We start from the raw sequence: 26,229 nt of genomic DNA, 5'->3' as shown, positions 1-26,229 counted from the left end.
ACGCTATGCACGGGCTGTGTGAGCCAGCGTGTGAAGCCACCGTCACAGCGAGTGGCTGATGGCGACCGAAAATCGGCGAGAGCCGCCTCGGCTCGATCCGGTCGAGATGGAGTGGTAGGCCGTGCTGGGCTCGAACCAGCGACCAAAGGATTATGCGTACCACCTCGGCTTTCGCCGCCCGTTTCCGGTTCGTGGTCTGGACTCTGTCTTGCCTTTCGGCCTTCCCGTCGAGTCTCTACACGTTCTCCGCTAGGAGCTTCGCTCGGCGTTGGCATGGCGGATTGCTCCGCTGCAGCGTTCACCGACTTTGAGAAGTTCTACGCCAGGGCAGAGTGAACTTACCCTGGGCAACCCGCGTGGAAGAACCCGTACGCCTTGCAGCGTTTAGGGTCCCTCCGCCGAGTCCTCTGCTCTAACCAACTGAGCTAACGGCCCACAGCCGGCGATTATCACATCGCCCTCTCGCGTCACCTACCTGGCATCGACACCCGCATGCCCGGTTGGAAAGTAGGCGCCTTTTCGCGCCCTTCTTTTTCCTTCACAAACCCGGCGAAGCGCCGATAAACGGATTACGCCGGTACAGGTCTGCAGCTGCTATGTGTGGACTGGCCGCGCCACGACTTCGACAAGTCGGTGTTCGTCAACTGAAAGTAACCGTGAACGCAATTCAGAACCCCCCATCAGCGGCAGGCGATGCCAGCCCGGCGCTGATTCCTTTGCAAGGGCTGCCTGCGCAGCGGGGTTCGCAATTCGGGTTGCGCGGGGTCGCTCATGGCTGACAAGTTGATCGTCCACGCGCTGCCCGCCAGCGGCGACATCGTCCTAGGGTTCGCGAAGGCGCAGGTGCAGAGCATCGGCGTGTCGGGTGTCGACGTGGTGATGACGCTGGCCGATGGCACGCAGCATCTGATCCAGGGCCTGGCCCTGCGGCTGATGACCGACAACAGCCTGCGCCTCGTCTTCACCGACACGCGCGTCGACGGCGCGAACGTCCTTGGCGACACGGGCAAGGTGATCCTGGCCGATGTGGTGACGCGCACCGCGTCGGCCGGCTCGGCTGGCAGCGACGACCCGAAGCACACGGCGCCGAAGGACGAGGCCGCACCTGAGAGCCCGTCGGCGCCGGCGGACAGCCCCGCCGAAGAAGCCCCGCGCCCTGCGCCGGCGCCTGTGGCCGGGCTGACAGCCGTCGACCTGAACGGCAAGTCGACGCAAGAGGCCAGCTACCAGGGCGACCCGGCGCCTGCGCCGCCGCCGCAGATCATCCTCACGCAAAGCGCCAGCAGCTCGGCGCCGTCGGCGCCTCCCGGCAACAACAACCCGCCACCGCCCCCGCCGCCACCGGCCGCGGCGGTGTCGATCAGCTTCAACGCCCACAACGTCACCGGCCAGGCGCAGACGACGCTGGACGGCAAGACGGTGATCACCGGCTCCGGTGGCGTCGCGGCCTCGGCCACCGACCATTCGCCCACCGTGCAGGCGGCGCGTGAGCAGATTGCCGGCACGGTGGGCGACGACATCATCTACGGCGACGGCGGCAGCGACATGGGCCCCGGCTTCGCGCGTGTGCTCGAGATCCAGCTCAGCGCCAAGAACGCGCTCGAGGTGAGCTCCGTCACTCTGACGGGGCTGCCAGCCGGCTTCATTCCCGTGGGCGCCACGCAGCAAGGAAACAGCTGGGAGCTGAAGCTGCCGAGCGACCTCGCGGCCAGCGGCAACCTGCTGACGGTGACGCTGCAGTACCCCGTCGCGAGCGACGACAGCGCCTTCAACGCCACACCGTTCACCCTGTCCATCACCGCCAGCGGCACGATGGACGGCAAGACTATCAGCGGCCAGTTGCTGGTGCCGGCCATCGTGCGCGACGTGCAGTCGGCCTCCGACATGGACTACAAGGTCTCGGGCCAGACCGGCCTGGTGCTGCCGGCCTTCGGGCTGGGTGACGAGATCCATGCCGGTGGCGGCAACGACACGGTCTACGGCCTCGTCGGGCACGACAAGATTTATGGCGACGCGGGCGACGACACGCTCGACGGCGGACAAGGCAACGACTGGCTGGTGGGCGGCGAAGGCGCCGACGAGTTGATCGGCGGCACCGGTGTCGACACGGTCAGCTACGAGGGCTCGGCCCTGGGCGTCAACGTCGATCTCTCGACCGGTGCCGCCACGGTGGGCGACGCCCAAGGCGACAGTTTCAGCAGTATTGAAAACCTCGCCGGCAGTTCGGCGGCTGACGTGCTGAGAGGCGACGCTGGCGCCAACAAGCTTGATGGCGGTGCGGGCAACGACATGCTCGAAGGTCGTGGCGGTGCTGACGTGCTGGTGGGCGGCCCGGGCAGCGACACGGCGGTCTACAGCGGCTCGTCCGCAAGCGTCACCATCGACCTGGCGGCCGGCACCGGCAAGGGCGGTGATGCCGAGGGCGACACGCTCAAGGAGATCGAGAACGTCACCGGCTCCGACCATGACGACACGTTGCGCGGCGATGCGCTCGGCAATGTGCTGCAGGGCGGCGCAGGCGACGACCTGCTGGAAGGCCTCGGCGGTGCGGACACGCTGCAGGGCGGCGCCGGTAATGACACGGCTACCTACGCCAACTCCGCGGCTGGCGTGAAAGTGAGCCTGGGCACCGGCCAGGGCAGCGGCGGCGACGCGACGGGTGATCGCCTGCAGGACATCGAGAACCTGACGGGCTCGGCCAACAACGACCTGCTGATCGGCGACGACCGCGACAACAAGCTCGACGGCGCTGCGGGCGACGACGAACTGGAAGGCGGCGAAGGCGCCGACGCGCTGATCGGCGGCGACGGCAATGACACGGCGAGCTACGTCGACGCGCAGACCGGTGTGACCGTCAGCCTGGCCAACCCCGCGTTGAACACGGGCGATGCCCAGGGCGACACCTTCCAGTCCATCGAGAACCTGGCCGGCTCCCAGAACGACGACACGCTGATCGGCGACGGCTTCGACAACATCCTCATCGGCAACCCGGGCAACGACAACCTGCATGGCGGCGCGGGCGACGACACGCTGATCGGCGGCGCAGGCTCCGATCAGATGGATGGCGGCGACGGCAACGACACGGCCAGCTACGCCGACTCGCAAGAGGGCGTGAAGGTCGACCTCAGCGGCGCCACGCCCGGCACGGGCGGCGATGCGGCGGGCGACGTGCTCACCAACATCGAGAACCTGACCGGCTCGCGCTTTTCCGACCGGCTGGTAGGTGACGCCGGCAACAACGTGCTCAACGGCGGCCGCGGCAACGACGTGCTGACCGGCGGCGCGGGCGCGGACACGCTGATCGGCGGCGACGGCTCCGACACGGCGGACTACAGCACCTCGACGGTGGCGGTGCAGATCAACCTGGCCACCGGCGTCGTCACCGGCGGCGACGCGACCGGCGACAGCTTCCAGTCCATCGAGAACCTCGCCGGCGGCAGCGGCGACGACCAGCTGACCGGCGACAGCAGTGCCAACACGCTGAGCGGCAACGGCGGCAACGACACCCTGGTCGGCCAGGCCGGCAATGACAAACTGGACGGCGGCGACGGCGACGACCTGCTCGACGGCGGCACCGGCGCCGACGTGCTGACCGGCGACACCGGCATCGACACGGCGACATACGCAGCATCCAGCCAGGGCGTGCGCGTGAGCTTGGCGACGGGCATCGGCCTGGGCGGCGACGCCGAGGGCGACCGGCTGACGGGCATCGAGAACCTGACCGGCTCCGAGAAGGACGACCAGCTCACCGGCACGGCCGGCGTCAACAGGCTGGTGGGCGGCAGCGGCGACGACATGCTGGACGGCGGCGACGGCGCCGACGTGCTGGACGGCGGCGACGGCAGCGATACGGCAAGCTATGCCAGCGCGACGGCGGGCGTGACGGCCAGCCTGCTGGCACCCAACACCAACACCGGTGCGGCGGCGGGCGACAGCTACCTCTCCATCGAGAACCTCGCCGGCTCCAACTACAACGACACGCTGGTGGGCGACGCCAATGCCAACGTCATCAGCGGCAGCGACGGCGACGACCTCATCGACGGCCGCGGCGGCAACGACGCGCTCCACGGCGGGGCAGGCAACGACACCGCCACCTATGCCAGCTCGACCGCAGCGGTGCAGGTCGACCTCGTGACCGGCATCGGCAACGGTGGCGACGCCCAGGGCAACACGCTCGACGGCATCGAGAACCTGATCGGCTCCAGCTTCAACGACATGCTGAAGGGCGACGCCAACGACAACCGCCTCGACGGCGGCAGCGGCGACGACCTGCTGGACGGCGGCGCGGGCGCGGACCAGCTCGTCGGCGGCGCTGGCGACGACACGGCCACCTACGTGGGCGCCGCGGCTGGCGTGAAGGCCAGCCTCGTCAACGCGGTCAACAACACGGGCGATGCCGCGGGGGACAGCTACGGCAGCGTCGAGAATCTGACCGGATCGGCCTTCGACGACACGCTGGAAGGCGATGCCGGCGTGAACAAGCTGGTGGGCGGCGCGGGCGACGACGTGCTGACCGGCGGCGCTGCGGGCGACCAGCTCATCGGCGGCGCAGGCAGCGACACGGCGAGCTATGCCGGCGCGGCGGCCGGCCTGACCGTCAGCCTGGCCGACCCGACACTGAACACCGGCGACGCGGCGGGCGACAGCTTCGATTCCATCGAGAACCTGACCGGCTCGGGCTTCAATGACGTGCTGATCGGCACCGCCTCGGCCAACCGCCTGGACGGCGGTGCGGGCAACGACCTGCTGGACGGCGGGGCGGGCGCGGACGTACTGACCGGCGGCTCGGGCATCGACACGGCGACCTACGCGGCGTCCAGCGCCGGTGTGAGCGTCAACCTCACAACCGGCCGCGGCACCGGCGGCGACGCCCAGGGCGATGCGTTGGCCGGTGTCGAGAACCTCATCGGCAGCGCCTTCGACGACGTACTGACGGGGGCTGCGGGCACCAACGTACTGACCGGCGGCGCCCGCAACGACACCTACAACGTCGACGACTCGTCCGACGTAGTCGTCGAGGCCAACGGTGAGGGCACGGACAGCGTCAATGCGTCCACCAGCTATGTGCTATCCGCCAACGTCGAGAACCTGACGCTGACGGGCAGCGCCGACATCGACGGCACAGGCAACGCGCTCGACAACGTTATCACCGGCAACGCCGGCAACAACGTGCTCGACGGCGGCGCGGGCGCGGACCGCATGGCCGGCGGCGCGGGCGATGACAGCTACATCGTCGACAACGCCGGCGACGCGGTGACCGAGAACTTCGGCGAGGGCACGGACACCGTGCGCTCGGGCATCAGCTACACGCTGGGCGCCAACGTCGAGAACCTGGTGCTGACCGGCAGCGGCAACACGAACGCGACCGGCAATGCGCTGGACAACGTCATCACCGGCAACGCCGGCAGCAACCTCATCGACGGCGGCGCGGGCGCCGACACGATGGCGGGCGGCGCGGGCGACGACACCTACGTGGTCGACAACCTCGGCGACACTCTCACCGAGAACGCCGGCGAGGGCACCGACCTCGTGCGGTCGAGTGTGACGTTCACGCTGGGTGCCAACATCGAGAACCTGACGCTGACCGGCGTCGCCAACATCGACGGCACCGGCAACTCGCTCGTCAACGTGCTGCAGGGCAACGCCGGCAACAACCTCCTGGATGGCAAGGCCGGCGCTGACCAGATGGCCGGCGGCGCGGGCGACGACATCTACGTCGTCGACAACATCGGCGACCAGATCACCGAGAACGCGAACGAAGGCACGGACACCGTCCGCTCCAGCATCACCTGGACGCTGGGCGACAACCTCGAGAACCTGACACTGCTGGGTGTCGGCAACATCGACGCCACCGGCAACGCAGCCGACAACCTCATCAGTGGCAACGCCGGTGCCAACCTCATCGATGGCAAGGCCGGCGCCGACACCATGGCCGGCGGCGCTGGCGACGACAGCTACATCGTCGACAACACCGGCGACGCCGTCGTCGAAGACACCAACGCCGGCTACGACACAGTGAAGAGCAGCGTCAGCTACGCGCTGTCCGCCAACGTCGAGGAACTGCAGCTCACGGGCACCGGCAACATCAGCGGCACCGGCAACGAGCTGGACAACCGCATCGTCGGCAACAGCGGCGCCAACATCATCGACGGCGGCGCCGGCGGCGACACCATGCTGGGCGGCGCGGGCAACGACACCTACCTCGTCGACGACGCCGGGGACACCGTGACCGAGGCTGCCGGCGGCGGCACCGACCTCGTCAAGTCCAGCGTCAGTTTCACGCTCGGCGCCAACATCGAGAACCTGACGCTGATGGGCACCGCGCCCATCAGCGGCACGGGCAACGACCTCGACAACGCCATCACCGGCAACAGCGGCAACAACGTCATCGATGGCGGCCTGGGCGCCGACACGATGGCGGGCGGCGCGGGCAACGACACCTACGTCGTCGACAACGCCAGCGACGTGATCGTCGAGATCGCCGGCGAGGGCACGGACACCGTGCGTGCCGGCTTCAGCTACGTGCTGGGCGCCAACCTCGAGAACCTCGTGCTCACAGGCACCGGCGACTGGACCGGCATCGGCAACGCGCTGGACAACGTCATCACCGGCAACACCGGCAACAACCTCATCGACGGCGGCCTGGGCGCAGACGCGATGGCCGGCGGCGCGGGCAACGACACCTACCTCGCCGACAACACCGGCGACACGGCGACCGAGAACGCCGGCGAGGGCATCGACCTCGTGCTATCCGGCGTCAGCTTCCGCCTCGGCGACAACGTGGAGAACCTCAGCCTCACGGGCGGGGGCGACATCGACGGCACCGGCAATGTGCTCGCCAACGTGATCACCGGCAACGCCGGCAACAACGTGCTGGATGGCGGCGCAGGCGCCGACACGCTGGCCGGTGGCGCGGGCAACGACACCTACGTCGTGGACAACGCCGGCGACGGCATCACCGAGCAGGCCGGCGAAGGCACCGACCTGGTGAAGAGCAGCGTCACGTGGACGCTGGGCGCCAACCTCGAGAACCTCACGCTGACCGGTGGCGCCGACATCGACGGCAGCGGCAACTCGGGGGCCAACGTGATCCTCGGCAACGGCGGCAACAACGTGCTCGACGGCAAGGCCGGCGCCGACCAGATGGCCGGTGGCGTGGGCGACGACACCTACCTCCTCGACAACGCCGGGGACACCGTCACCGAGAACGCGGGCGAGGGCAATGACAGCGTGCGATCGAGCATCAGCTACGTGCTGACGGCCAACGTCGAGAACCTGCAGCTGACCGGCAGCGCCGACCTGAACGCCACCGGCAACGAGCTGGACAACGTGCTGCTGGGCAACAGCGGCAACAACGTCATCGACGGCAAGGCCGGTGCCGATGCGATGGCCGGCGGCACGGGCGACGACACCTACCTCGTCGACAACGCCGCCGACACGGCGACCGAGGCTGTCAACGAAGGCTACGACAGGGTGCTGGCCAGCGTCAGCTTCCGGCTGTCCGAGAACGTCGAGGACCTCACGCTTACCGGCACGGCCGATCTCAACGGCACCGGCAACAGCGCGGCCAACCACATCACCGGCAATGCCGGCAACAACGTCATCGACGGCGGCGGTGGAGCGGACATGCTCGTCGGCGGCGCGGGGGATGACACCTACGTCGCCGACAACGCGGGCGACGTGGTGCTGGAGAACGCGGGCGAAGGCGTCGACACCATCCGCTCGTCGGTGACGCTGGCGCTGCCCGCCAACGTCGAGAACCTGGTGCTGCTGGGCAGCGCCAACATCGACGCCACCGGCAACGCGCAGGACAACCGCATCACCGGCAACGCCGGGAGCAACGTCATCGACGGCGGCCTGGGTGCCGACACGATGGCCGGCAGCGCGGGTGACGACACCTACCTCGTCGACAACGCGGGCGACACCGTCACCGAGGCGGCGGGCGAGGGTTCCGACCTGATCAAGAGCAGCGTCAGCTTCGTGCTCGGCGCCAACGTCGAGAACCTGCTGCTCACCGGCAACGGCAACCTCAATGGCACCGGCAACGAGCTGGACAACGTCATCACCGGCAACAGCGGCAACAACCGCCTGGACGGCGGCGCCGGCGCCGATACGCTGGCCGGCGGTGCAGGCAACGACACCTACCTGGTTGACGACGTCGGCGACATCGTGCTCGAGGCTGCAGGCGAGGGAACCGACACCGTGACGGCATCGGCCAGCCACGCGCTGGAGGCCAACGTCGAAAACCTCACGCTCACCGGAAGCGCCAACATCGACGGCACCGGCAACGAGCGGGCCAACTTCCTCATCGGCAACAGCGGCAACAACGTGCTCGATGGCGGCGCGGGTGCCGATACGCTGGTCGGTGGCCTGGGCAATGACACCTACGTCGTCGATACGCTCGCCGACACCGTCGTGGAGAACGCGGGCGAAGGCACCGACACGATTCGCAGCAGCCTGACTTGGACGCTGGGCGCCAACCTCGAGAACTTGACGCTGACTGGCAGCGCCAACATCGACGGCACCGGCAATGCGCTGGACAACCGCCTCACCGGCAACGCCGGCAACAACGTGCTGGATGGCGGTGCCGGGGCCGACACCCTGGCCGGCGGTGCCGGCAACGACACCTACTACGTCGACAGCGCGGGCGACGTGGTGGTCGAGAACAGCGGCGAAGGCACCGACACCGTCATCTCAACCGTCAGCACCACGCTCTCGGTCAACGTTGAGCGCCTGGTGCTTGACGAGGCCGGCGGCGCCATCGATGGCACCGGCAACACCCAGGCGAACGTCATCACCGGCAACACCAGCGACAACGTGCTCGACGGCGGCGCCGGCGCCGACACGCTGACCGGCGGTGCCGGCAACGACACCTACGTTGTCGACAACCTCGGCGACACGCTGTTGGAGGCCAGCGGCCAGGGCATCGACACTGTGCGCTCGTCCATCAGCTGGACGCTGGCAACCAACTTCGAGAACCTGACGCTCACCGGCGCGGTGGCGGTCAACGGCACCGGCAACGCGGTGACCAACAACCTGACCGGCAACGTGGCGGCCAACACGCTGGACGGCGGCTTGGGAGCCGACACGATGGCCGGCGGCGGCGGTGACGACATCTACGTCCTCGACAACGCGGGCGACCTGGTGCTGGAGAACGCCGACGAGGGCACGGACACCGTGCGCTCGTCGATCGACTACGCGCTCACGCCCAACGTCGAGAACCTGGTGCTCACCGGCAGCGGCGACCTCACCGGCACCGGCAACACGCTGGACAACCAGATCACCGGCAACGCCGGCAACAACACGCTGGACGGCGGCAGCGGCGCCGACACGCTGGCCGGCGGCGCGGGCGACGACACCTACATCGTCGACAACCCGGGCGACCTCGTCATCGAGAACGTCGGCGAGGGCAACGACACCGTGCTGGCCTCCGCCAGCCTTGTGCTGGAAGCCAACATCGAGAGCCTCACGCTCACCGGCAACGCCAACATCGACGGCACCGGCAACGACCTGGCCAACACGATCACCGGCAATGCCGGCAACAACGTGCTGGACGGCGGCGCCGGTGCCGACGTCATGGCCGGCGGCCTGGGCAGCGACACCTACATCGTCGACAACGTCAGCGACAGCGTGGTGGAGGCCGTGGGCGCCGGCACCGACACCGTGCGCACCGCGCTGAGCTGGATGCTGGGCGCCAACGTCGAGAACCTGGTGATGCTGGGTACCGCCAACATCAACGGCACCGGCAACGGGCTCGACAACCAGATCACCGGCAACAGCGGCGACAACACGCTGGACGGCGGCCTGGGCGCCGACACGCTGGCCGGTGGCGCGGGCAACGACACCTATGTCGTCGACAACGCGGGCGATGTCATCAACGAGCGCGCCAGCGAGGGCACGGACAACGTGCTCGCGTCGGTGAGCACCACGCTGTCGGCCAACGTCGAGAACCTCACGCTGACCGGCGTGGCAGCCATCGACGGCACCGGCAACCTGCTGGACAACCTCATCACCGGCAACGCCGCAGCCAACGTGCTGTCGGGCGGCGGCGGCAATGACACGCTGGACGGCGACGCCGGGGCCGACACGCTGGCCGGTGGCACCGGCGACGACACCTACGTGATCGACAACGCTGGCGACCTGGTGGTCGAGAACAACAGCGAAGGCACCGATCTCGTTCTCGCTTCGGTGAGCACCACGCTGTCGGCCAACGTCGAGAACCTGACGCTGACGGGCGTAGCGGCCATCGACGGCACCGGCAACGCGCTTGCCAACGTCCTCACCGGCAACAGCGCAGCCAACACGCTGGACGGTGGCGCCGGAGCCGACACGCTGGCCGGCGGCGCGGGTGACGACACCTACGGCGTCGACGACGTGAACGATGTCGTCACTGAGAACGCCGCCGCCGGTACCGACACCGTGCGCTCGACGGTGACCTACACACTGACCGCCAATGTCGAGAACCTGATCCTGCTAGGCAGCCTGGCGATCAACGGCACGGGCAACACGCTGGACAACATCCTGACCGGCAACAGCGGTGCCAACGTGCTGAACGGCGGCGCGGGCAACGACACGCTGGACGGCGGTGCCGGGGCCGACACGCTGCTGGGCGGCACGGGTGACGAGGTCTACATCGTCGACAACGCGGGCGACGCGATCACCGAGAACTTCAACGAGGGCAACGACCTCGTGCTCGCCTCGGTGAGCTGGACGCTGGGCGCCAACGTCGAGAACGTCACGCTCACGGGCAGCGCCAACATCAACGCCACGGGCAACAACTTCAACAACACGCTCACCGGCAACATGGGTGACAACGTGCTGGACGGCGGCGTCGGCGCCGACGTGATGCGTGGCGGTGTTGGCAACGACACCTACATCGTGGACAACGGCGGCGACACGCCGACCGAGAACGCCGGCGAAGGCACCGACACCGTGCAGGCCGCAGTGAACTGGACGTTGGGCGCCAACTTCGAGAACCTCGTGCTGACCGGCAGCGCCAACCTCAACGGCACCGGCAACACGCTGGCCAACAGCGTCACCGGCAACGCCGGCATCAACATCATCGACGGCGGCACCGGTGCCGACAGCATGGCCGGCGGCGCGAACAGCGATGTCTACATCGTCGACAACGTCGGCGACACCGTCACCGAGAACAGCAACGAAGGCTTCGACACGGTGCGTTCGTCGGTCGCCTACACGCTGGCCGCCAACGTCGAGATGCTGATCCTGACCGGCACCTCGGCGATCAGCGGCACCGGCAACGCCGGCGACAACCAGATCATCGGCAACAGCGGCGCCAACACGCTGAACGGCGGCGCCGGCAACGATGTGCTCGATGGCGGCAGCGGTGCCGACACGCTGATCGGCGGCACCGGCAACGACATCTTCGCGGTCGACAACGCCGGCGACGTCGTGACCGAGAACGCCGCCGAAGGCACCGACACGGTAGTGGCGTCGGTCACGTACACGGCTGGCAGCAACGTCGAGAACCTCGTGCTCAGCGGCAGCAGCGCGATCAACGCCACCGGCAACACGGGCGACAACCTGCTCGTCGGCAACACCGGCGCCAACATCCTGAACGCCGGCGCCGGCAACGACACGCTCAACGGCGGCGGCGGTGCCGACAGCATGATCGGCGGCACCGGCAACGACACCTACTGGGTGGACAACGCCGGCGACACCATCACCGAGAACGCGAGCGAAGGCACCGACAACGTCTACGCCATGGTGAGCGCGACGCTGGCCGCGAACGTGGAGAACGCGGCGCTGCGCGACAGCGTGCGCTTCGACAGCACCCTCAAGCAATTCATCACGCTGCCGACGGTGACGGTGGGCGGCGACATGACCATGCAGGCCTGGGTCTACCTGCCGAGCAGCCAGGGCACGTGGACGCGGTTGTTCGACACCGGCACCCCGTCGAGCGACAACGTCATCGTCGCCTTCAACGGCACCAACATCATGCTGGGCACCTACGTCGGCAGCACGGGCAGCACGACGCTGACCTCGTCGGCGGCCATGGGCACGGGTTGGCACCAGGTGTCGGTGACGATCGACGCGCAGGGCACGAGCACGATCTACATCGACGGCAACGCCAGCGGCTCCAACACGCAGGGCGTGCCGCTCGACGTGGCGCGTACCTTCCTCGTCGGCAAGTCGGGGTGGACGGCCGACCCCTACGGCAACTACCTGGTCAACGACGTACGCATCTGGGACCGCGCGCTGACCGCGGCCGAGATTCAGGCCAACATCACGCCCGGCTCGCTGGCCGGCACGGAGACGGGCCTGGTCGTCTACCAGCCGCTCAACGGCACGCTGGCAAGCGGCCTGCCGGGCGGCGCCACCGCCACCTACAGCAGCGGCGTCACCTACACCGGCAACCCGTCGGTCTACGCTGGCGCCATCGACCTCACCGGCAATTCGCTCGACAACAACCTGACGGGCAATGCGCTCGCCAACACCCTCACCGGCAACAGCGGCAACAACGTGATCGACGGCGGCGCGGGCACCGACACGATGGCCGGCGGTGCGGGGAACGACACCTACATCGTCGACAACACTGGCGACGTGGTGACCGAGGTCGCAAGCGCCGGCACCGACACGATCCAGTCGTCGGTCACCTACACGCTGCCGACGAACGTCGAGAACCTGGTGCTGACCGGCAGCGCCAACATCAACGCCACCGGCGCCACGCTGTCCGGCGTGATCGCCGGCAACACCGGCAACAACAACATCAACGGCAGCTCGTCGGCCTCGTGGCTCTACGGCGGCACCGGCACCGATGCGCTGGTCGGCGGCGCCGGCAACGACGTACTCATCTCCGGCACGCGGCCGCAGGGCGGGCTCTTTGCCGAGTACTTCAACAACACGACGTTCAGCGGCAGCGCGGTCACGACGCGCTACGAGAACGTCAACTTCCAGACGGACGGCAGCGCCAACACCGGCATCGTCAACGTCGACGGCTTCAGCGTGCGCTGGACGGGCCAGCTGCTCACCCATGCGGCGGGCAGCCACCAGTTCAGGATCTTCGGCGACGACCTGATGACGGTCACCATCGACGGCGTGCAGATCATCAACCAGACCGGCTACACCGGCGCCCAGTCTGCCCCGGTGACGGTGACGCTGACGGCCGGCTACCACAGCATCGTGGTCACGCTGATCGACACCGGCGGCACGGGCGCAGCCCAGTTGTACTGGCAGGGCCCGAACGACGGCAGCTTTGCCATCGTGCCGCTGAACGACCTCAGCGCGGCCGCCTCGGTCAACGACGGCACCGGCGACACGCTGACCGGCAACGCCGGCAACGACCTGCTGATGGGCAGCACCGGCGCCGACAACATGATCGGCGGCATCGGCAACGACACCTACATCGTCGACAACGTTGGTGACGTGGTCACCGAAGCGACCGGCGCCGGCACCGACACCGTGCAGGCGACGATCAGCTACACGCTGGGCAGCAACGTCGAGCAGCTGGTGCTCGCGGGCACCTCGGCGATCAACGGCACCGGCAACACGCTGGCCAACACCTTGACAGGCAACAGCGCGGCCAACGTGCTCGACGGCGGCACCGGTGCAGACACGATGATCGGCGGCGCCGGCAACGACACCTACCTCGTCGACAACACCGCCGACGTGGTGACCGAGAACAGCAACGAAGGCACCGACGCGGTTCAAGCGTCGGTGACCTATACGCTGGGTGCCAACGTGGAGAGCCTCACGCTTACCGGCGTGTCGGCGATCAACGGCACGGGCAACGCGCTGGCCAATACGCTCACGGGCAACACTGCCGCCAACGTGCTCGACGGCGGCACCGGTGCCGACACGATGGTCGGTGGCGCCGGCAACGACAGCTACGTCGTCGACGACACCGGCGATGTGGTGACAGAGAACAGCGCCGAAGGCACCGACACGGTTCAGGCCTCGGTGACCTACACGCTGGCTGCCAACGTCGAGAACCTCACGCTCACCGGCGCCGTGGCGATCAACGCCACCGGCAACACACTGGACAACGTGCTCACCGGCAATGCCGCAGCCAACACGATCGACGGCGGCAGCGGTGCCGACGCGATGGTCGGCGGCGCCGGCAACGACACCTACATCGTCGACAACACCGGCGACGTGACCACCGAGAACAGCAACGAAGGCACCGACACGGTTCAGGCTTCGGTGACCTACACGTTGGCCGTGAACCTCGAGAACCTCACGCTCACCGGCGCATCCACCATCAACGCCACCGGCAATGCGCTGGACAACGTGCTCACCGGCAATGCCTCGGCCAACACGCTCGATGGCGGCACCGGTGCCGACACCATGGTCGGTGGCGCGGGCAACGACACCTACGTCGTCGACAACACCGCCGACGTGACCACCGAGAACAGCGGCGAAGGCACCGACGTGGTCTTGTCGTCGGTGACCTACACGCTGGCAGCCAACCTCGAGAACCTCACGCTCACCGGCGCCTCGGCGATCAACGGCACCGGCAACAGCCTGGCCAACACGATCACCGGCAACAGCGGCGCCAACACGCTGGATGGCGGCACCGGCGCCGACACCCTGATCGGCGGCATCGGCAACGACAGCTACGTCGTCGACAACATCGGCGACGTGGTCACCGAGAACAGCAGCGAAGGCACCGACACCGTGCTGGCTTCGCTGAGCTACACGCTGGCTGCCAACGTCGAGAACCTCGTGCTCACCGGCACCTCGGCCATCAACGGCACCGGCAATGCCCTGGCCAACACGCTGACCGGCAACAGCGCCGCCAACACGCTGGACGGCGGCACAGGCGCCGACAGCTTGATCGGTGGCGCCGGCAACGACACCTACGTCGTCGACAACGCCGGCGACGTGGTCACCGAGAACAGCGGTGAAGGCACCGACACCGTCCAGTCCTCGGTGACCCACACGCTGTCGGCCAATGTGGAGAACCTCACGCTCACCGGCGTGTCGGCCATCGACGGCACCGGCAATGCACTGGACAACGTGCTGGTCGGCAACAGCGCCGCCAACACGCTGACGGGTGGTGCAGGCAACGACACCTACGTCGTCGACAACGCGGGCGACCTCGTCATCGAGAACAGCAGCGAAGGCACCGACACCGTCCAGTCCTCGGTGACGCACACCCTGTCGGCGAACGTGGAAAACCTCACGCTCACCGGCAGCGCCAACATCGACGGCACCGGCAACGCGCTGGACAACACCCTTGTCGGCAATGGCGGCAACGGCACCCTGGACGGTGCCGGTGGCAACGACGTGCTGGTGGGTGGCAGCGGCATCGCGACCCTGCACGGCGGCGCGGGCGACGACACGCTGATCGTGGCCGACGTGGGCCATCTGGCGGGCGCTGACGGCGGCATCGGCAACGACCTGCTGCAGTTCACCTCGCCCGGGCTGGCTTTCGACCTCACCAGCCTGCGCGGCGTGGCGCAGAACATCGAAGCCATTGACCTGCGCAATGGCGCGGGCGGCGGCGTGGCGCAGATCGACCTGCAGTCGCTGCAAAGCATCACCGACGCGCGAGCCGACCTGGTGCTGCACCTGGACAACGGCGACACCTTCCAGCTGAGCGGCGAAACCGAGCTGCTCGGCAGCTCGACGGCGAACGGCACCACGCAGAGCGACTACGCGCTGTACGCGTCGAACGACCACAGCGCCGGCCCAGCCGCGACGCTGCATGTGCTGGTGGGCGGCTGAACTGGCCCTCTTTTTGCCGTCACTTTCGGGGCTTGCCGCCGGGGTGCCCGCTTTAACGTAGCGCGGTGGAGCTGCACCCCGTCGGGTGCCCGCGTTCGTTGGAGCTGCTTTTTTCATGTGCTGTCGCTGGTTGCCAGAGACCTCCGGTGCTGCCGACCACGGCAAGCTGAGGGGCTGCGTGTGAAACACGCGCTCTGGCACTTCCTGAGCGCCAATCGCCGACACGTCGGCGAGATGCTGCTGGCCAGCCTGCTGGTCAACGCCTTCCTGCTCGCGCTGCCGCTGTTCTCGATGCTGGTCTACGACAAGGCGATGGGCAACGAACTGCACGACACGCTGTGGGCGCTTGCCGGCGGCATGCTGATCATGTTCGGGCTGGAGATCAGCCTGCGCCTTTCGCGCGTCCTCATCGTCGAACACGCCGGTGCGCGCTGGGATGCCCACCTGGACGAGCGCCTGATGCGCGGCATCCTGGCTGCGCCGGTGTCGAAACCGCTGCCGATCGGCGAGGTGCTGTCGCGCTACCGCGAGGTTTCGGGCACACGCGATCTGCTCAGCGCGCAGTTCCTGCTGCCGATCGCCGACCTGCCTTTTCTGCTGGTCTTCGTGCTCGCGGTTGCTGTCATCGGCGGGCCGCTGGTATTCGTGCCGCTGGGCGTGGGGGCCGTGCTGGTCGCGTTCACCGCGCTGCTGCAGGCTGTCAGCACGCGGCGCCAGCGGCGGGCCAACACCTCCCAGAGCGCCAAGCTGACCTGGCTGGTCGACGTGCTGAGCGCGCGCGAAAGCCTGATGTCACGCGCCGCCGCCGAGGTTGCCGCGACACGCTACCGCCAGCCCGCGCTAGCCGGTGCGCGGGCCGCCGGCCAGGCGCGGCTGTGGTCACATCTGTCTCAACAGATCGTGCCGGTCGCGATGTCGTTCTCGACCGTGCTGCTGCTCGTGCTGGGCGTCTTCCGCGTCGAGGCACAAGCGCTGTCGGTCGGCGGCTTGATCTCGGTCAGCCTGCTCAGCAGCCGCATCCTCGCAACGCTGTGTTCCATCGCGCCGATCGTGTCGCGCTGGCAGGAGTTTTCTCATGCGCTCGGCGAACTGAGCGCCACCATCGACTTCGACGTGGCACCGGTGAGCGCCATGCAAGCGGCCACCGGCGCGCTGGCCGGCGAAGGCATCCGCCTCGACGGGCTGAGCTTCGCCTACCCCGGCCAGGCACGCCACATCCTCGACGGCTTGACGCTGCACCTGCGCCCCGGCGAATTGGTGGCGGTGGTGGGGGCCTCCGGTGCCGGCAAATCGACGCTGCTGCGCGTGCTGGCCGGCCATGTGCCGCACAGCGCGGGCCAGTTCGCATTCGGTGGCCACGTGATCGATGGCGATGCGCAGCGCCGCTGGCTGTGCTCGCAAGTTCGCTTCAAGCCGCAGGACCCGAGTTTTCTGCGCGGCCGGCTGGCCGAGGTCGTGGCGCCAGGCGTTGCGACGGCATCGGACGCGACCCTGGTTCGCGCCTTGCGCGCCGCAGGCTTCGGCCCGGTGCTCGACCGCGGCGAGCTGGGCCTGAACTCAGAAGTCGGCACCAACGGCAACGCGCTATCGGGCGGACAACGCCAGATGGTGGCATTGGCGCGTGCGCTGTACGGCAGCGACTCGCCAGCCGACCCGGCCCTGGCCAACGAAGTGATCCTGCTCGACGAACCCACGCTTGGCCTGGACCGGCCGGCACAGGAACAGGTGCTGCGCGAACTCGTGCCCTTGCGCACCGGGCGCTGTGTTGTCGTAGCGACCCATGCCGCCGAAGTGATTCAGCTCGCCGACCGCGTGCTCGTGCTTGAGAACGGCCGCATCGTCGCCGACGCACCGCCGAGCCGCCTGCTCGGCGCCCACGCTGCACCACCGCGTGCCCCGCAACGCCCGGCCGCACCTGCGGTCGCCGTGACGTCATGACCGCGCACCGCAGTCTCCTCATCTCGACGCTGCTGGCCTGCGCGTTCGGCACTGCCCATGCGCAAGACGTGGCGACACCGCGGCCGCTGCGCATGAACGCGCTGCCCGATGTACTGCACGTGCCCGCGAGCCTGAGCGTCGAGGGCGGGGCCGCAGACGATGCCAGCGCGCAGATGAACCTGCGCGGCGCCATCCTGCAGGGCCTGGGCTACAGCCCCGACGTGCAAGCCGCGCGCTATCGCGCCGAATCTTTTGAACAGACACGCCGTGCCGCGCTCGGTGCGCTGCTGCCGCGCGTCGACCTGCGTGCCGCCGTCGGCCGCGGCCACCTGGAAAGCGTGGAACCGGCCGTCGAGCTTCCACGCAAGGATGGCAGTGCGCAGCTGACGCAGGTGCTGATCGACGAGCCTTCGCGACGCGAGTGGCGGCGCCAGGGCGTGCTGGCCGATTCGGCCGCGCGCCAGGTGGGTGCCGCCGAATCATCGGCCGGGCTTGAAGTGGCGGGCGCCTACCTGCAGGCCTTGCAGTCGCGCTTGACGATCGAGGTCGGCCAGGGCTACGAAGCCATGCTCACCGAGCTGTTGCGCTACGTCTCCGAGCGCGCAGCGGGCGGCGGCGCCAGCGCGGCCGACCGCGAGCGCGTGCGTGCCCGGGTGGCCGGTGCGCGCTCCAACATTGCCGACGGACGCGCGGGGCTGAAGGTGGCACTGCGCAACCTGGAGCGCCTGGTCGGCGCGGCACCGGCCCGCCTCGATGTGGGCGGCCCGTCCAGCCTGGGCATTCCTTCCGAGTTGAACGCAGCCAAGGCACTGGCCGTCGCACAGAACGACGACCTGCTCGCCGCACGCGCCGAGATCGAGGCGGCCGACTGGGCGCGCTCGGCGTCGCTGGCGCGCTTCCTGCCGAAGCTGTCGGTCGAAGTGAGCCATGGCCGCAACGTCAATGCGGCGGGCACCGAGAGCTACTTCCGCGACACGAAAGCCATGGTGGTGCTGACGGTGCCCCTGCTCAACGGCGGCACCGACTTCGCCCAAACGCGGGCCAACGTCGCCCAACGCGAAGAGAAGAAGGCACGGGCACTGGCAGTCGAACGCCGGCTGCTGCAGGAGCTGGATGCTGCCTACGCCAACCTCGAATCTGTGGCCGAGCGCTACCGCTCGGTGAGCGAAGAGCTCGAGGCCGACCGCGCCGTGGTCCAGGCCTTCCAGGCCCAGCTGACCGCGGCCAACCGCTCGCTGCTCGACGTGCTCGACGCCTACCAACGCCTCTACCAGACGCAGCTCGACATGACGGCGCTGGTGATCGGCGAAACCCAGAACCACCTGAAGGTGGCCCACCTCACCGGCACGCTGATGGGCGCGCTCGGTGCCGTGCCGGCCGCCGACAGGCCGGCACCCTGAGGCACGGCCATGGAAGGCGGCAAGACAGCCAACTACTGGCCCGGCTTCGTGGACGCGCTCACCAACGTCGTGATCGCGATGGTGTTCGTGATCGTCGTGCTGGCCATCGCGCTCTCGTTTGCAGCGCGGCTGATGGGCCAGCGCCTGGCCGAAGAGATCGTCAAGAAGCACACCGCGGCAGCCGCGGCATCGGCAGCGGCTGCGCCCACCGCCGCAGCTGCTGGCGACACCGCACCCCGCAGCGAACTGCCGGGACGCACGCGCATCGCGGTGCAGGGCAACGAACATGCAGCGTCATCAGCTGGCGGGCGCGTGCGCAACGTCGGCAACCTGCTGCAGCTCGACTTCGCGGACACCGCGTTGACACTCGACAGCGCAGCCGCACAGCGCCTGCGCGACGCGCTCGCGTCGGGCCGCTCTGCCGCACCGCAAGCCAAGGTGCAGATCGTGGCCACCGGCCCCGCGCTGCAGCTGACGGAAAACCAGCGCTCGGCCTACGTCCGCGTGATGGCGGTGCGCAACGAGCTGCTCGACCAGGGCTACGACGCCAAGCACATCAGCGTGCGCATCGACACGGCCGCCAACGCCGCCCGGCCGATGGTCACGGTTTCGATCTCCGCTCCATGAGGCCGCCCGCATGACCGCCCCGCAACCTGCATCCGACAACCTGGCATCGCTGCAGCGCGTGCTGTTCCATTTCGACGGTCAGCTCGGCACGGCACGCCGACTGCGCAAGCCGCGCGCCCTGCTCTACGCCACGGCCGCTGCCGCGGTGCTGCTGCTGGTCTGGGCGGGCTTTGCCAGCGTGGACCGCGTGGTGCGCGCGCAGGGCCGCGTGATCCCCTCGGGTAAGCAGCAGCTGGTGCAGCACCTGGAGGGCGGCATCGTGTCGCAGGTCTTCGTGAGGGAAGGCGACGTGGTCACCAAGGGACAGAACCTGCTGGCCGTGTCGGACCTGCAAGCCCAGGCAGCGCGCGGCGAGAAGAACGCCCGGCTCAGCGGCTTGCAGGCCCGTGCGGCACGGCTGCAGGCCGAGGCCGACGGTGCCGAGCGCTTCAGCATGCCCGCCGGCCTGGACGCTACGTCTCCCGAGGCCCGCAACGAAAGCGCTTCGTTCCAGGCGCGCCGCGCGCGGCTGTACCAGACCACGCGCGTGCTCGACGAGCAGATCAGCCAGAAGCGCCAGGAAAGCAACGAACAGGAAGCACGCCGACGCGGCCTCATGGGCGAGCGCGAGGTGGCGCAGCAGCAGCTCGCGCTGATCACCGGCCTCTTGGCCCGCAGCGCCGGCTCGCAGCTTGAATTGCTGGAGGCACGCGCCCGCGTCGAGCGGCTGGCGACGCAGATCCGCGAATGCGAAACCGCCATGCCGCGGCTGGCATCGGCCGCACTGGAGTTGCAGGCGCGGCTGGCCGAGACGGTGGCGCAGTTCCGCAGCGAATCGCGCGCGACGCTGGCCGACACGCAGGTCGAGATCCAGCGCCTGCGGCAAGATCTGCATGCCGAGGATGACCGCGTCAAGCGCACGATGGTCGTCGCGCCGGTGGCCGGCAGCGTCAACAAGCTGCTCTTCAACACCGTGGGTGGCGTGGTGAAGCCCGGCGACACACTGCTCGAACTGACCCCCGACGACGAGGCCGTTGCCATCGAGACCCGCGTCTCACCCGCCGAGCGCGGTGCGCTGCAGGCGGGGCAGAAGGCGATCGTCCGCGTGGCGGCCTTCGACTACACGGTCTACGGCACGCTGGCGGCGCGGGTCACCGAGATCAGCGCCGATTCGCTGATCGACGAACACGGCGAGCGCTACTTCCGCGTCGGCGTGATCGTGGACCCGCACAGCCGGCGCGAATTCGGACAGGTGCTGACGCCCGGCATGACTGTCAGCGCGGACGCCGTCACCGGCAGCCGCACGATCCTGCAATACCTGCTTTCGCCCATCCGGGGCATCGGTGCAACTGCCTTCAGGGACCACAAGTGAGCGAATCCATCACTCTCCAACGGCCGGTGCCTGCGCCGGCTACGCGCCAGGGGCGGTTGCCCCGGTACTTCGCGGTGCTGATCTGGGCGCCGCCGCTGTGCATCGTGCTCGGGGCCATGGCGTCCTGGCACTTCGTGTCGTTCGCCTTCGTCTCCAACCCGGCACTGAACGGCCTCATCCTGGCGGTGCTGTGCTGCGGCTGCGTCACGATGGTCAACCACGTGCGGCGTGTGTACCGCGAGGACGCGGTCTTCCACGCCGGCCTGGACTGGCTGCGGCTGGGCGCCTGGAGCGACGAGCCCGACCCGACGCTCGGCCCGAATGCGCACGTGCTGGGCATGCTCGGCCGGCTGGAGAAGCTGGGCCTCGGGCACCAGGTCTACATGCAGAGCACGGTGATGGAGCCGGAGCTGAAGGACCTCGAGGCCTTCTTCGAAAAGCGGCAGGAGCTGTCGCAGTTCATCGTCGGCCTGATGGTCGGCCTGGGCCTGCTCGGCACCTTCGTGGGCCTGCTCGAAACGCTGATCAACACCAGCACGCTGATCTCCACCATCGCCAACAGCGTGGGCGGCAGCTCCGGCGGCGGGGGCATGGAATCGGAATTCGCGCGCATCGTCGGCGGGTTGCAGAAGCCGCTGGAGTCGATGGGCACCGCGTTCTCGGCATCGATGTTCGGCCTGATCGGTTCGATCATGCTGGGCTTCCAGATGATCTTGGTGCGCAAGACGGTGGGCGTGTTCGTCGACCGCGTCCGCGAAGAAGTGCTCTCGCTGGCCGAGAAGACCAAGGTCAACGCCAACGTCGAGATCACCGAGCGCTTTCTCGCGACGCTGCTCGCCGACATCCTGGAGCAGCACCGGCAGACGGTGACGCGGCTCGATGGCGTCAGCGCGCAGCTGGCCGAACTGGTGCCGCAGGTGCGCGAAGCCGCGCTGTCTTCGGCCGGTCTGAACGAGCGCCTGCGCTCGCAGGAAGAAGTGCTGGAGCGCACCGTGAGCGCGGTGGCCAGCGTGCGCGACGTGGTGCCGGTGCTGGGCGAACTCGCGAGTGCGTCGAGCGGCGTCTTCCGCGAGTCGCGTGAAGCCAGCGACCGGGTCGCGCGCATGCTCGAGTTTTTGCCCGGCCAGACCCAGATGCTGGAACAGCTGAAGGGCGCGCTCGGCCACGTGGGCGCGCTGAGCGCCGAGGTCGACGCGATGAAGCAGCGCACCGGCGAGCTGCTGGGCGAGGTGCAGGCGCAGAACAGCGTCGTCAAGCGCCTGGACGCCACGCTGTGGAACAACGAGAAGGCCGAGCTGCGCAAGCTGCTCGAAGCCGATTGATGATGGGCCGCATGGGCTTCATCGACGACGTGATCAGCGGCCGCACGCCGCTGCCGACCGTGCCGCGCGTGGTGCACCGGCTGATCGCCGGCCTGCGCCGAAGCGATGCCAACCTGAACGACCTGGCCACCGAGCTGGCGCACGACCCGGTGCTGAGCGCCCGTGTGCTGCGCCTGGCCAATTCGCAGTTCTACAGCGGCCGGCGCTCGTCGGCGTCGATCAACGATGCGGTGGCTGTCGTCGGCACCGGCGCGCTGCAGACGCTGGTGATCGCCTGCGGCGTGTCGTCGGCCTTCGTCGAGGTGCCGGGCGTGAACCTGCGCCAGTTCTGGCTCAATGCCGTCGTCACAGCCGCCACCGCACAACTGCTGGCTCAGCAACTGGATGCCGATGCGCACAGCGCCCACGCGGCCGGCTTGCTGCTGGCCACCGGCCACCTGATCCTGTGCCAGTCGCACCCGGTTGCGGCCGCCGCCCAGTTCACCCGTTACCGCAACCTGCACGGGCAGGCCCTGGCCGAGCGCGAACTGGCCGCATTCGGCGTGGCCCACCCGGCCGTCGGCGCGCTGTGGGTCGACCGCCTGGGCTTCCCGCGCGAGGTGGTGCAGGCGATTGCCGGCAGCCTCGACCCCGGCGCCGTGGAGACCGGCTCGCCGCTGGCCGCGATCGTGCGCGTGGCCAGCGATGTGGCGAACTCGGTCACCGGTGGCGATGCCGCCGCGGATGCGGTGGCCAAACTCGACGCCAACTTGCTGCGTCGGCTCGCATTGAACGACTACGTCACCGCCACGGCATTTGCCGAGCGCTATGAGCAGATGAAAGATCTGCCCGCACCGACATGACCGCCTACACGCCACGCCGCAGGAGCGCCGCATGTCGGTGATCCGCCTCACCTGGGCCTGCATCACCGCCGGCTTTGCGCTGGTGATGCTGGCCTGCTCGCTGCTGTCGATCGGCATTGCGCGCCGGCACGTGGCCGAGGAGATCGGCCACGTCAGCGCGGCCGCTGCCTCGGCGCTGGCGCAGCCGGAACTCGACGCGCAGGGCCGTGCGGCGCTGGCAGCAGCGCGTGCGGCGCAAGAACAGTGGGCTGCTTACGAGCTAGCCGATGCCGCGGGGCACCCTTTGCTGCAGCACGCACACGCAAAGCCGGGCGGAGCCGCGCCGGCATGGTTCGTTCACGCCGTTCCGTTGGACGTATCGCCAGCACGGGTGCAGCTGCCGGCTGGGGGCACGACCGGCGGCTCAGTCTCGGTGCTGGCGCGAACCGATCGGGCCCATGAATTTTTGTGGACGCTCAGCTGGGCCTTGCTGCTGGCGGTGGCACTGTGTGGCGGCTTGCTGGTGGTCACGCTGACTCGGGTGTTGCGCTGGGCACGTCGCCCGCTCGAAGGGTTTCAGGAACAGATCCGCGCGTTGAGCGAGCGGCGCCTCGTCTCGATCGCGCAGCCTGACGTGACCGAATGGGTGGAGCTGTCGAAGGCACTCAACGTGATGGTCGCGCGCGTCGGCCTGATGCTCGACGAAAAAGACGCCCGGCTCGACGCCATGAAGAACGAGACAGCGCACGACGCGCTGACCGGCGTGGCCAGCCGCGGCGCCTTCATGCAGCGCCTGCAGCAGGCGCTGGCCGACCCGCAGGGCAGCCAAAGCGGCAGCGTGGTGATCGTGCGCGCCCACGACCTGGTGGGCATGAACCAGCGCTGCGGGCGTGAGCGCACTGATGATTTCCTGCGTGCGGTGACCACTGCGCTGCGCACGCGCGTCTACCCCTTCGAGGCGCAGGGTGGCCTGCTGGCGCGGCTGAACGGCGCCGACTTCTGCGTGCTGCTGCCGGGCGTGGATCGTGCGGCGCTGGAAACCTGGCTGGCGAGCGCCGCCAAGGCACTGACCGGGTTGCACGACGAGCGGATCTCGGAATCGTGGAACGTGGCGTGGCTGGGCGCGAGCACCTACAAGTTTGAAGAACCCTTCTCCGATGTGCTGACCCGCTCCGACGCAATGGTGATGGCCGCCGAGACGCGCCGCGAGCCCTACTGCATCACGACGCCGGCCGAGCCGCTGCACCTGATCACCGTGGCGCAATGGCGTGGCCTGATCGAAACCGCGTTGGACACCGGCCACGTGCAGCTGGCGTTCTTCCCGGTGCAGGGCCGCGAAGCCGACCTGTTGCACCGCGAGGCGCTGCTGCGGCTGCGCAGCCCCGATGGCACGCTGATGCCCGCTGCGGCCTTCATCCCGCCGGCCATTCGCACCGGCCGCGTGACGGACCTTGACCTGCGTGCCGTCGAGCTGGCGCTGGCCGAACTGGCGCGCAGCCCGGGCGACGTGGCGGTGAACGTGTCGCCGCATTCGATCCTGCGGCCGATCTTCCAGCGCCGGGTCGAAGAGATGCTCCAAGGCGCCGGCGCGGCGGCATCACGCCTGTGGATCGAGGTCGACGAGTTGGGCTTGTCGGAATCGCTCGACGAACTGCAGCGCTTCGCACTGAGCATGAAGACCTTGGGCTGCAAGGTCGGGATCGACCACTTCGGCAGCCGCATCTTTGCCCTGCCGCGGCTTGGCCGCATGGGCATCGGCTACATCAAGCTCGACCGCGAATACGGCGTCGGGGTGCACGACCAGCCCGGCCAGCGCGCGTTCGTGCGGGCGATCGTCGAGGTGTCCGCAGCGATGGGCGTCAAGGTGATCGCCGAAGGGCTCAACGATGCGCGCGATCTGAGCGTGCTCGAAGAAGTGGGCGTGGACGGTGCGACCGGACCGCTGGTCTCCAGCGCCCTGCTGCAGGCACCGCGTGAGGCGGCGCTCGCAGAGCCGCTCTGAAACACGCCTTCTGAAACCCGCTACTTGACGCTGAGTGCGTTGCTCACCAGACGCGAGGTGATGTCGACGATCTGGATCATGCGGTCGTAGGCCATGCGGGTGGGGCCGATGACGCCGAGCGTGCCCACCACCTGGCCGTTCACCTCGTACGGGGCCGACACCACCGAGAGCTCTTCGAACGGCACCACCATGCTCTCGCCGCCGATGTAGATGCGCACGCCTTCGGCGCGGCTGCTTACGTCGAGCAGGCGCATCAGCTGCGTCTTCTGCTCGAACAGGTCGAACAGCTTGCGCAGGCTGCCCATGTCGCTGGAAAAGTCTTGCACGGTGAGCAGGTTGCGCTCGCCGGAGATGACGACCTGCTCCTGGTTGTCTTGCATCGCCTCGCTGCCGGTCTGCACCGCCGCCTGCATCAGCGTGGCGATCTCGCTGCGCAGGGCGTCGACTTCGCTCTTCAGCCGCTCGCGCACTTCTTCGATGGTGAGACCGGCGTATTGCGCGGTGAGGTAGTTGCTGGCTTCGATGAGCTGGCTCTGGGTGTAGTCGTGCGTGGTCATGATCACGCGGTTCTGCACGTCGCCGTCGGGCGCCACCAGGATCACCAGCACGCGCCGCTCAGACAGGCGCAGGAATTCGATGTGGTGGAACACGCTGACCTTGCGCGGCGCCGTGACCACGCCCACGAAGCTCGACAGGTTGGAGAGCATCTGCGCCGCGTTGGCGATCACGCGCTGCGGCTGGTCGGGCGCGAGCTTGGTCTCGAGCGGCGCGGAGCCGAGGTCAATGGGCTGTGCTGTCAGCATGGTGTCGACAAACAGGCGGTAGCCCCGTGCGGTGGGGATGCGGCCGGCGCTGGTGTGGGGGCTGGCGATCAGGCCCAGCTCTTCGAGATCGGCCATCACGTTGCGAATGGTGGCCGGAGAAAGGTCGAGCCCGGATGCGCGCGACAGCGTGCGGGAACCGACCGGTTGACCGTCGGCAATGTAGCGCTCGACGAGCGCTTTCAGCAGGGTTCTGGCTCGCTCATCCATGATGCTTTTCATTGTAGGGCGCGGGTGAGTCTGAGGCCTCATGCGCG

At 68.5% G+C, this 26,229-nt stretch carries 9 protein-coding genes; 8 read left to right on the top strand and 1 reads right to left on the bottom strand.

The window, feature by feature from the left end; all coding sequences use genetic code 11:
- Positions 1-771 precede the first annotated feature (771 nt).
- From AC1DYS_RS20470 to AC1DYS_RS20435, 8 genes are all read left to right on the top strand, one after another.
- Positions 772-15,690 carry a calcium-binding protein gene (locus tag AC1DYS_RS20470; protein WP_477902515.1) on the top strand — a complete coding sequence of 4,973 codons (14,919 nt, stop codon included), beginning with the start codon at positions 772-774 and terminating at the stop codon, positions 15,688-15,690.
- Positions 15,691-15,870: 180 nt separating this feature from the next.
- Positions 15,871-17,628, top strand: a complete 1,758-nt coding sequence (locus AC1DYS_RS20465; RefSeq protein WP_477902513.1) for a peptidase domain-containing ABC transporter — start codon at positions 15,871-15,873, stop codon at positions 17,626-17,628.
- On the top strand, positions 17,625-19,028 hold the full coding sequence (locus AC1DYS_RS20460; RefSeq protein ID WP_477902511.1) for a TolC family protein: 1,404 nt from the start codon (positions 17,625-17,627) through the stop codon (positions 19,026-19,028). The genes AC1DYS_RS20465 and AC1DYS_RS20460 overlap by 4 nt, the downstream gene beginning before the upstream one ends.
- Positions 19,029-19,037: 9 nt before the next feature.
- Positions 19,038-19,655: a hypothetical protein gene (locus tag AC1DYS_RS20455; RefSeq protein ID WP_477902509.1), complete on the top strand. Its 618-nt coding sequence runs from the start codon at positions 19,038-19,040 to the stop codon at positions 19,653-19,655.
- 10 nt (positions 19,656-19,665) lie between these two features.
- Entirely contained in the window at positions 19,666-21,006 is a 1,341-nt protein-coding gene (locus tag AC1DYS_RS20450) for an HlyD family type I secretion periplasmic adaptor subunit (RefSeq protein WP_477902507.1), read from the top strand.
- Positions 21,003-22,328, top strand: a complete 1,326-nt coding sequence (locus AC1DYS_RS20445) for a hypothetical protein (protein WP_477902505.1) — start codon at positions 21,003-21,005, stop codon at positions 22,326-22,328. The genes AC1DYS_RS20450 and AC1DYS_RS20445 overlap by 4 nt, the downstream gene beginning before the upstream one ends.
- Complete coding sequence (locus AC1DYS_RS20440; RefSeq protein ID WP_477902503.1) at positions 22,328-23,170, top strand: HDOD domain-containing protein; 843 nt, start codon at positions 22,328-22,330, stop codon at positions 23,168-23,170. Before AC1DYS_RS20445 ends, AC1DYS_RS20440 begins: the two co-directional genes overlap by 1 nt.
- Positions 23,171-23,201: 31 nt before the next feature.
- A complete protein-coding gene (locus AC1DYS_RS20435) occupies positions 23,202-25,151 on the top strand; it encodes a bifunctional diguanylate cyclase/phosphodiesterase (RefSeq protein ID WP_477902501.1) in 1,950 nt (649 codons plus the stop codon).
- A 20-nt stretch (positions 25,152-25,171) separates the two neighbouring features.
- On the opposite strand, the gene hrcA is transcribed toward AC1DYS_RS20435, so the two are convergent.
- A complete protein-coding gene (gene hrcA / locus AC1DYS_RS20430; RefSeq protein WP_477902706.1) occupies positions 25,172-26,185 on the bottom strand; it encodes a heat-inducible transcriptional repressor HrcA in 1,014 nt (337 codons plus the stop codon).
- Positions 26,186-26,229 lie beyond the last annotated feature (44 nt).

The organism is Rhizobacter sp. P2_G4, from assembly GCF_056403575.1.
This window is presented reverse-complemented; position numbering and strand designations above follow the sequence as displayed.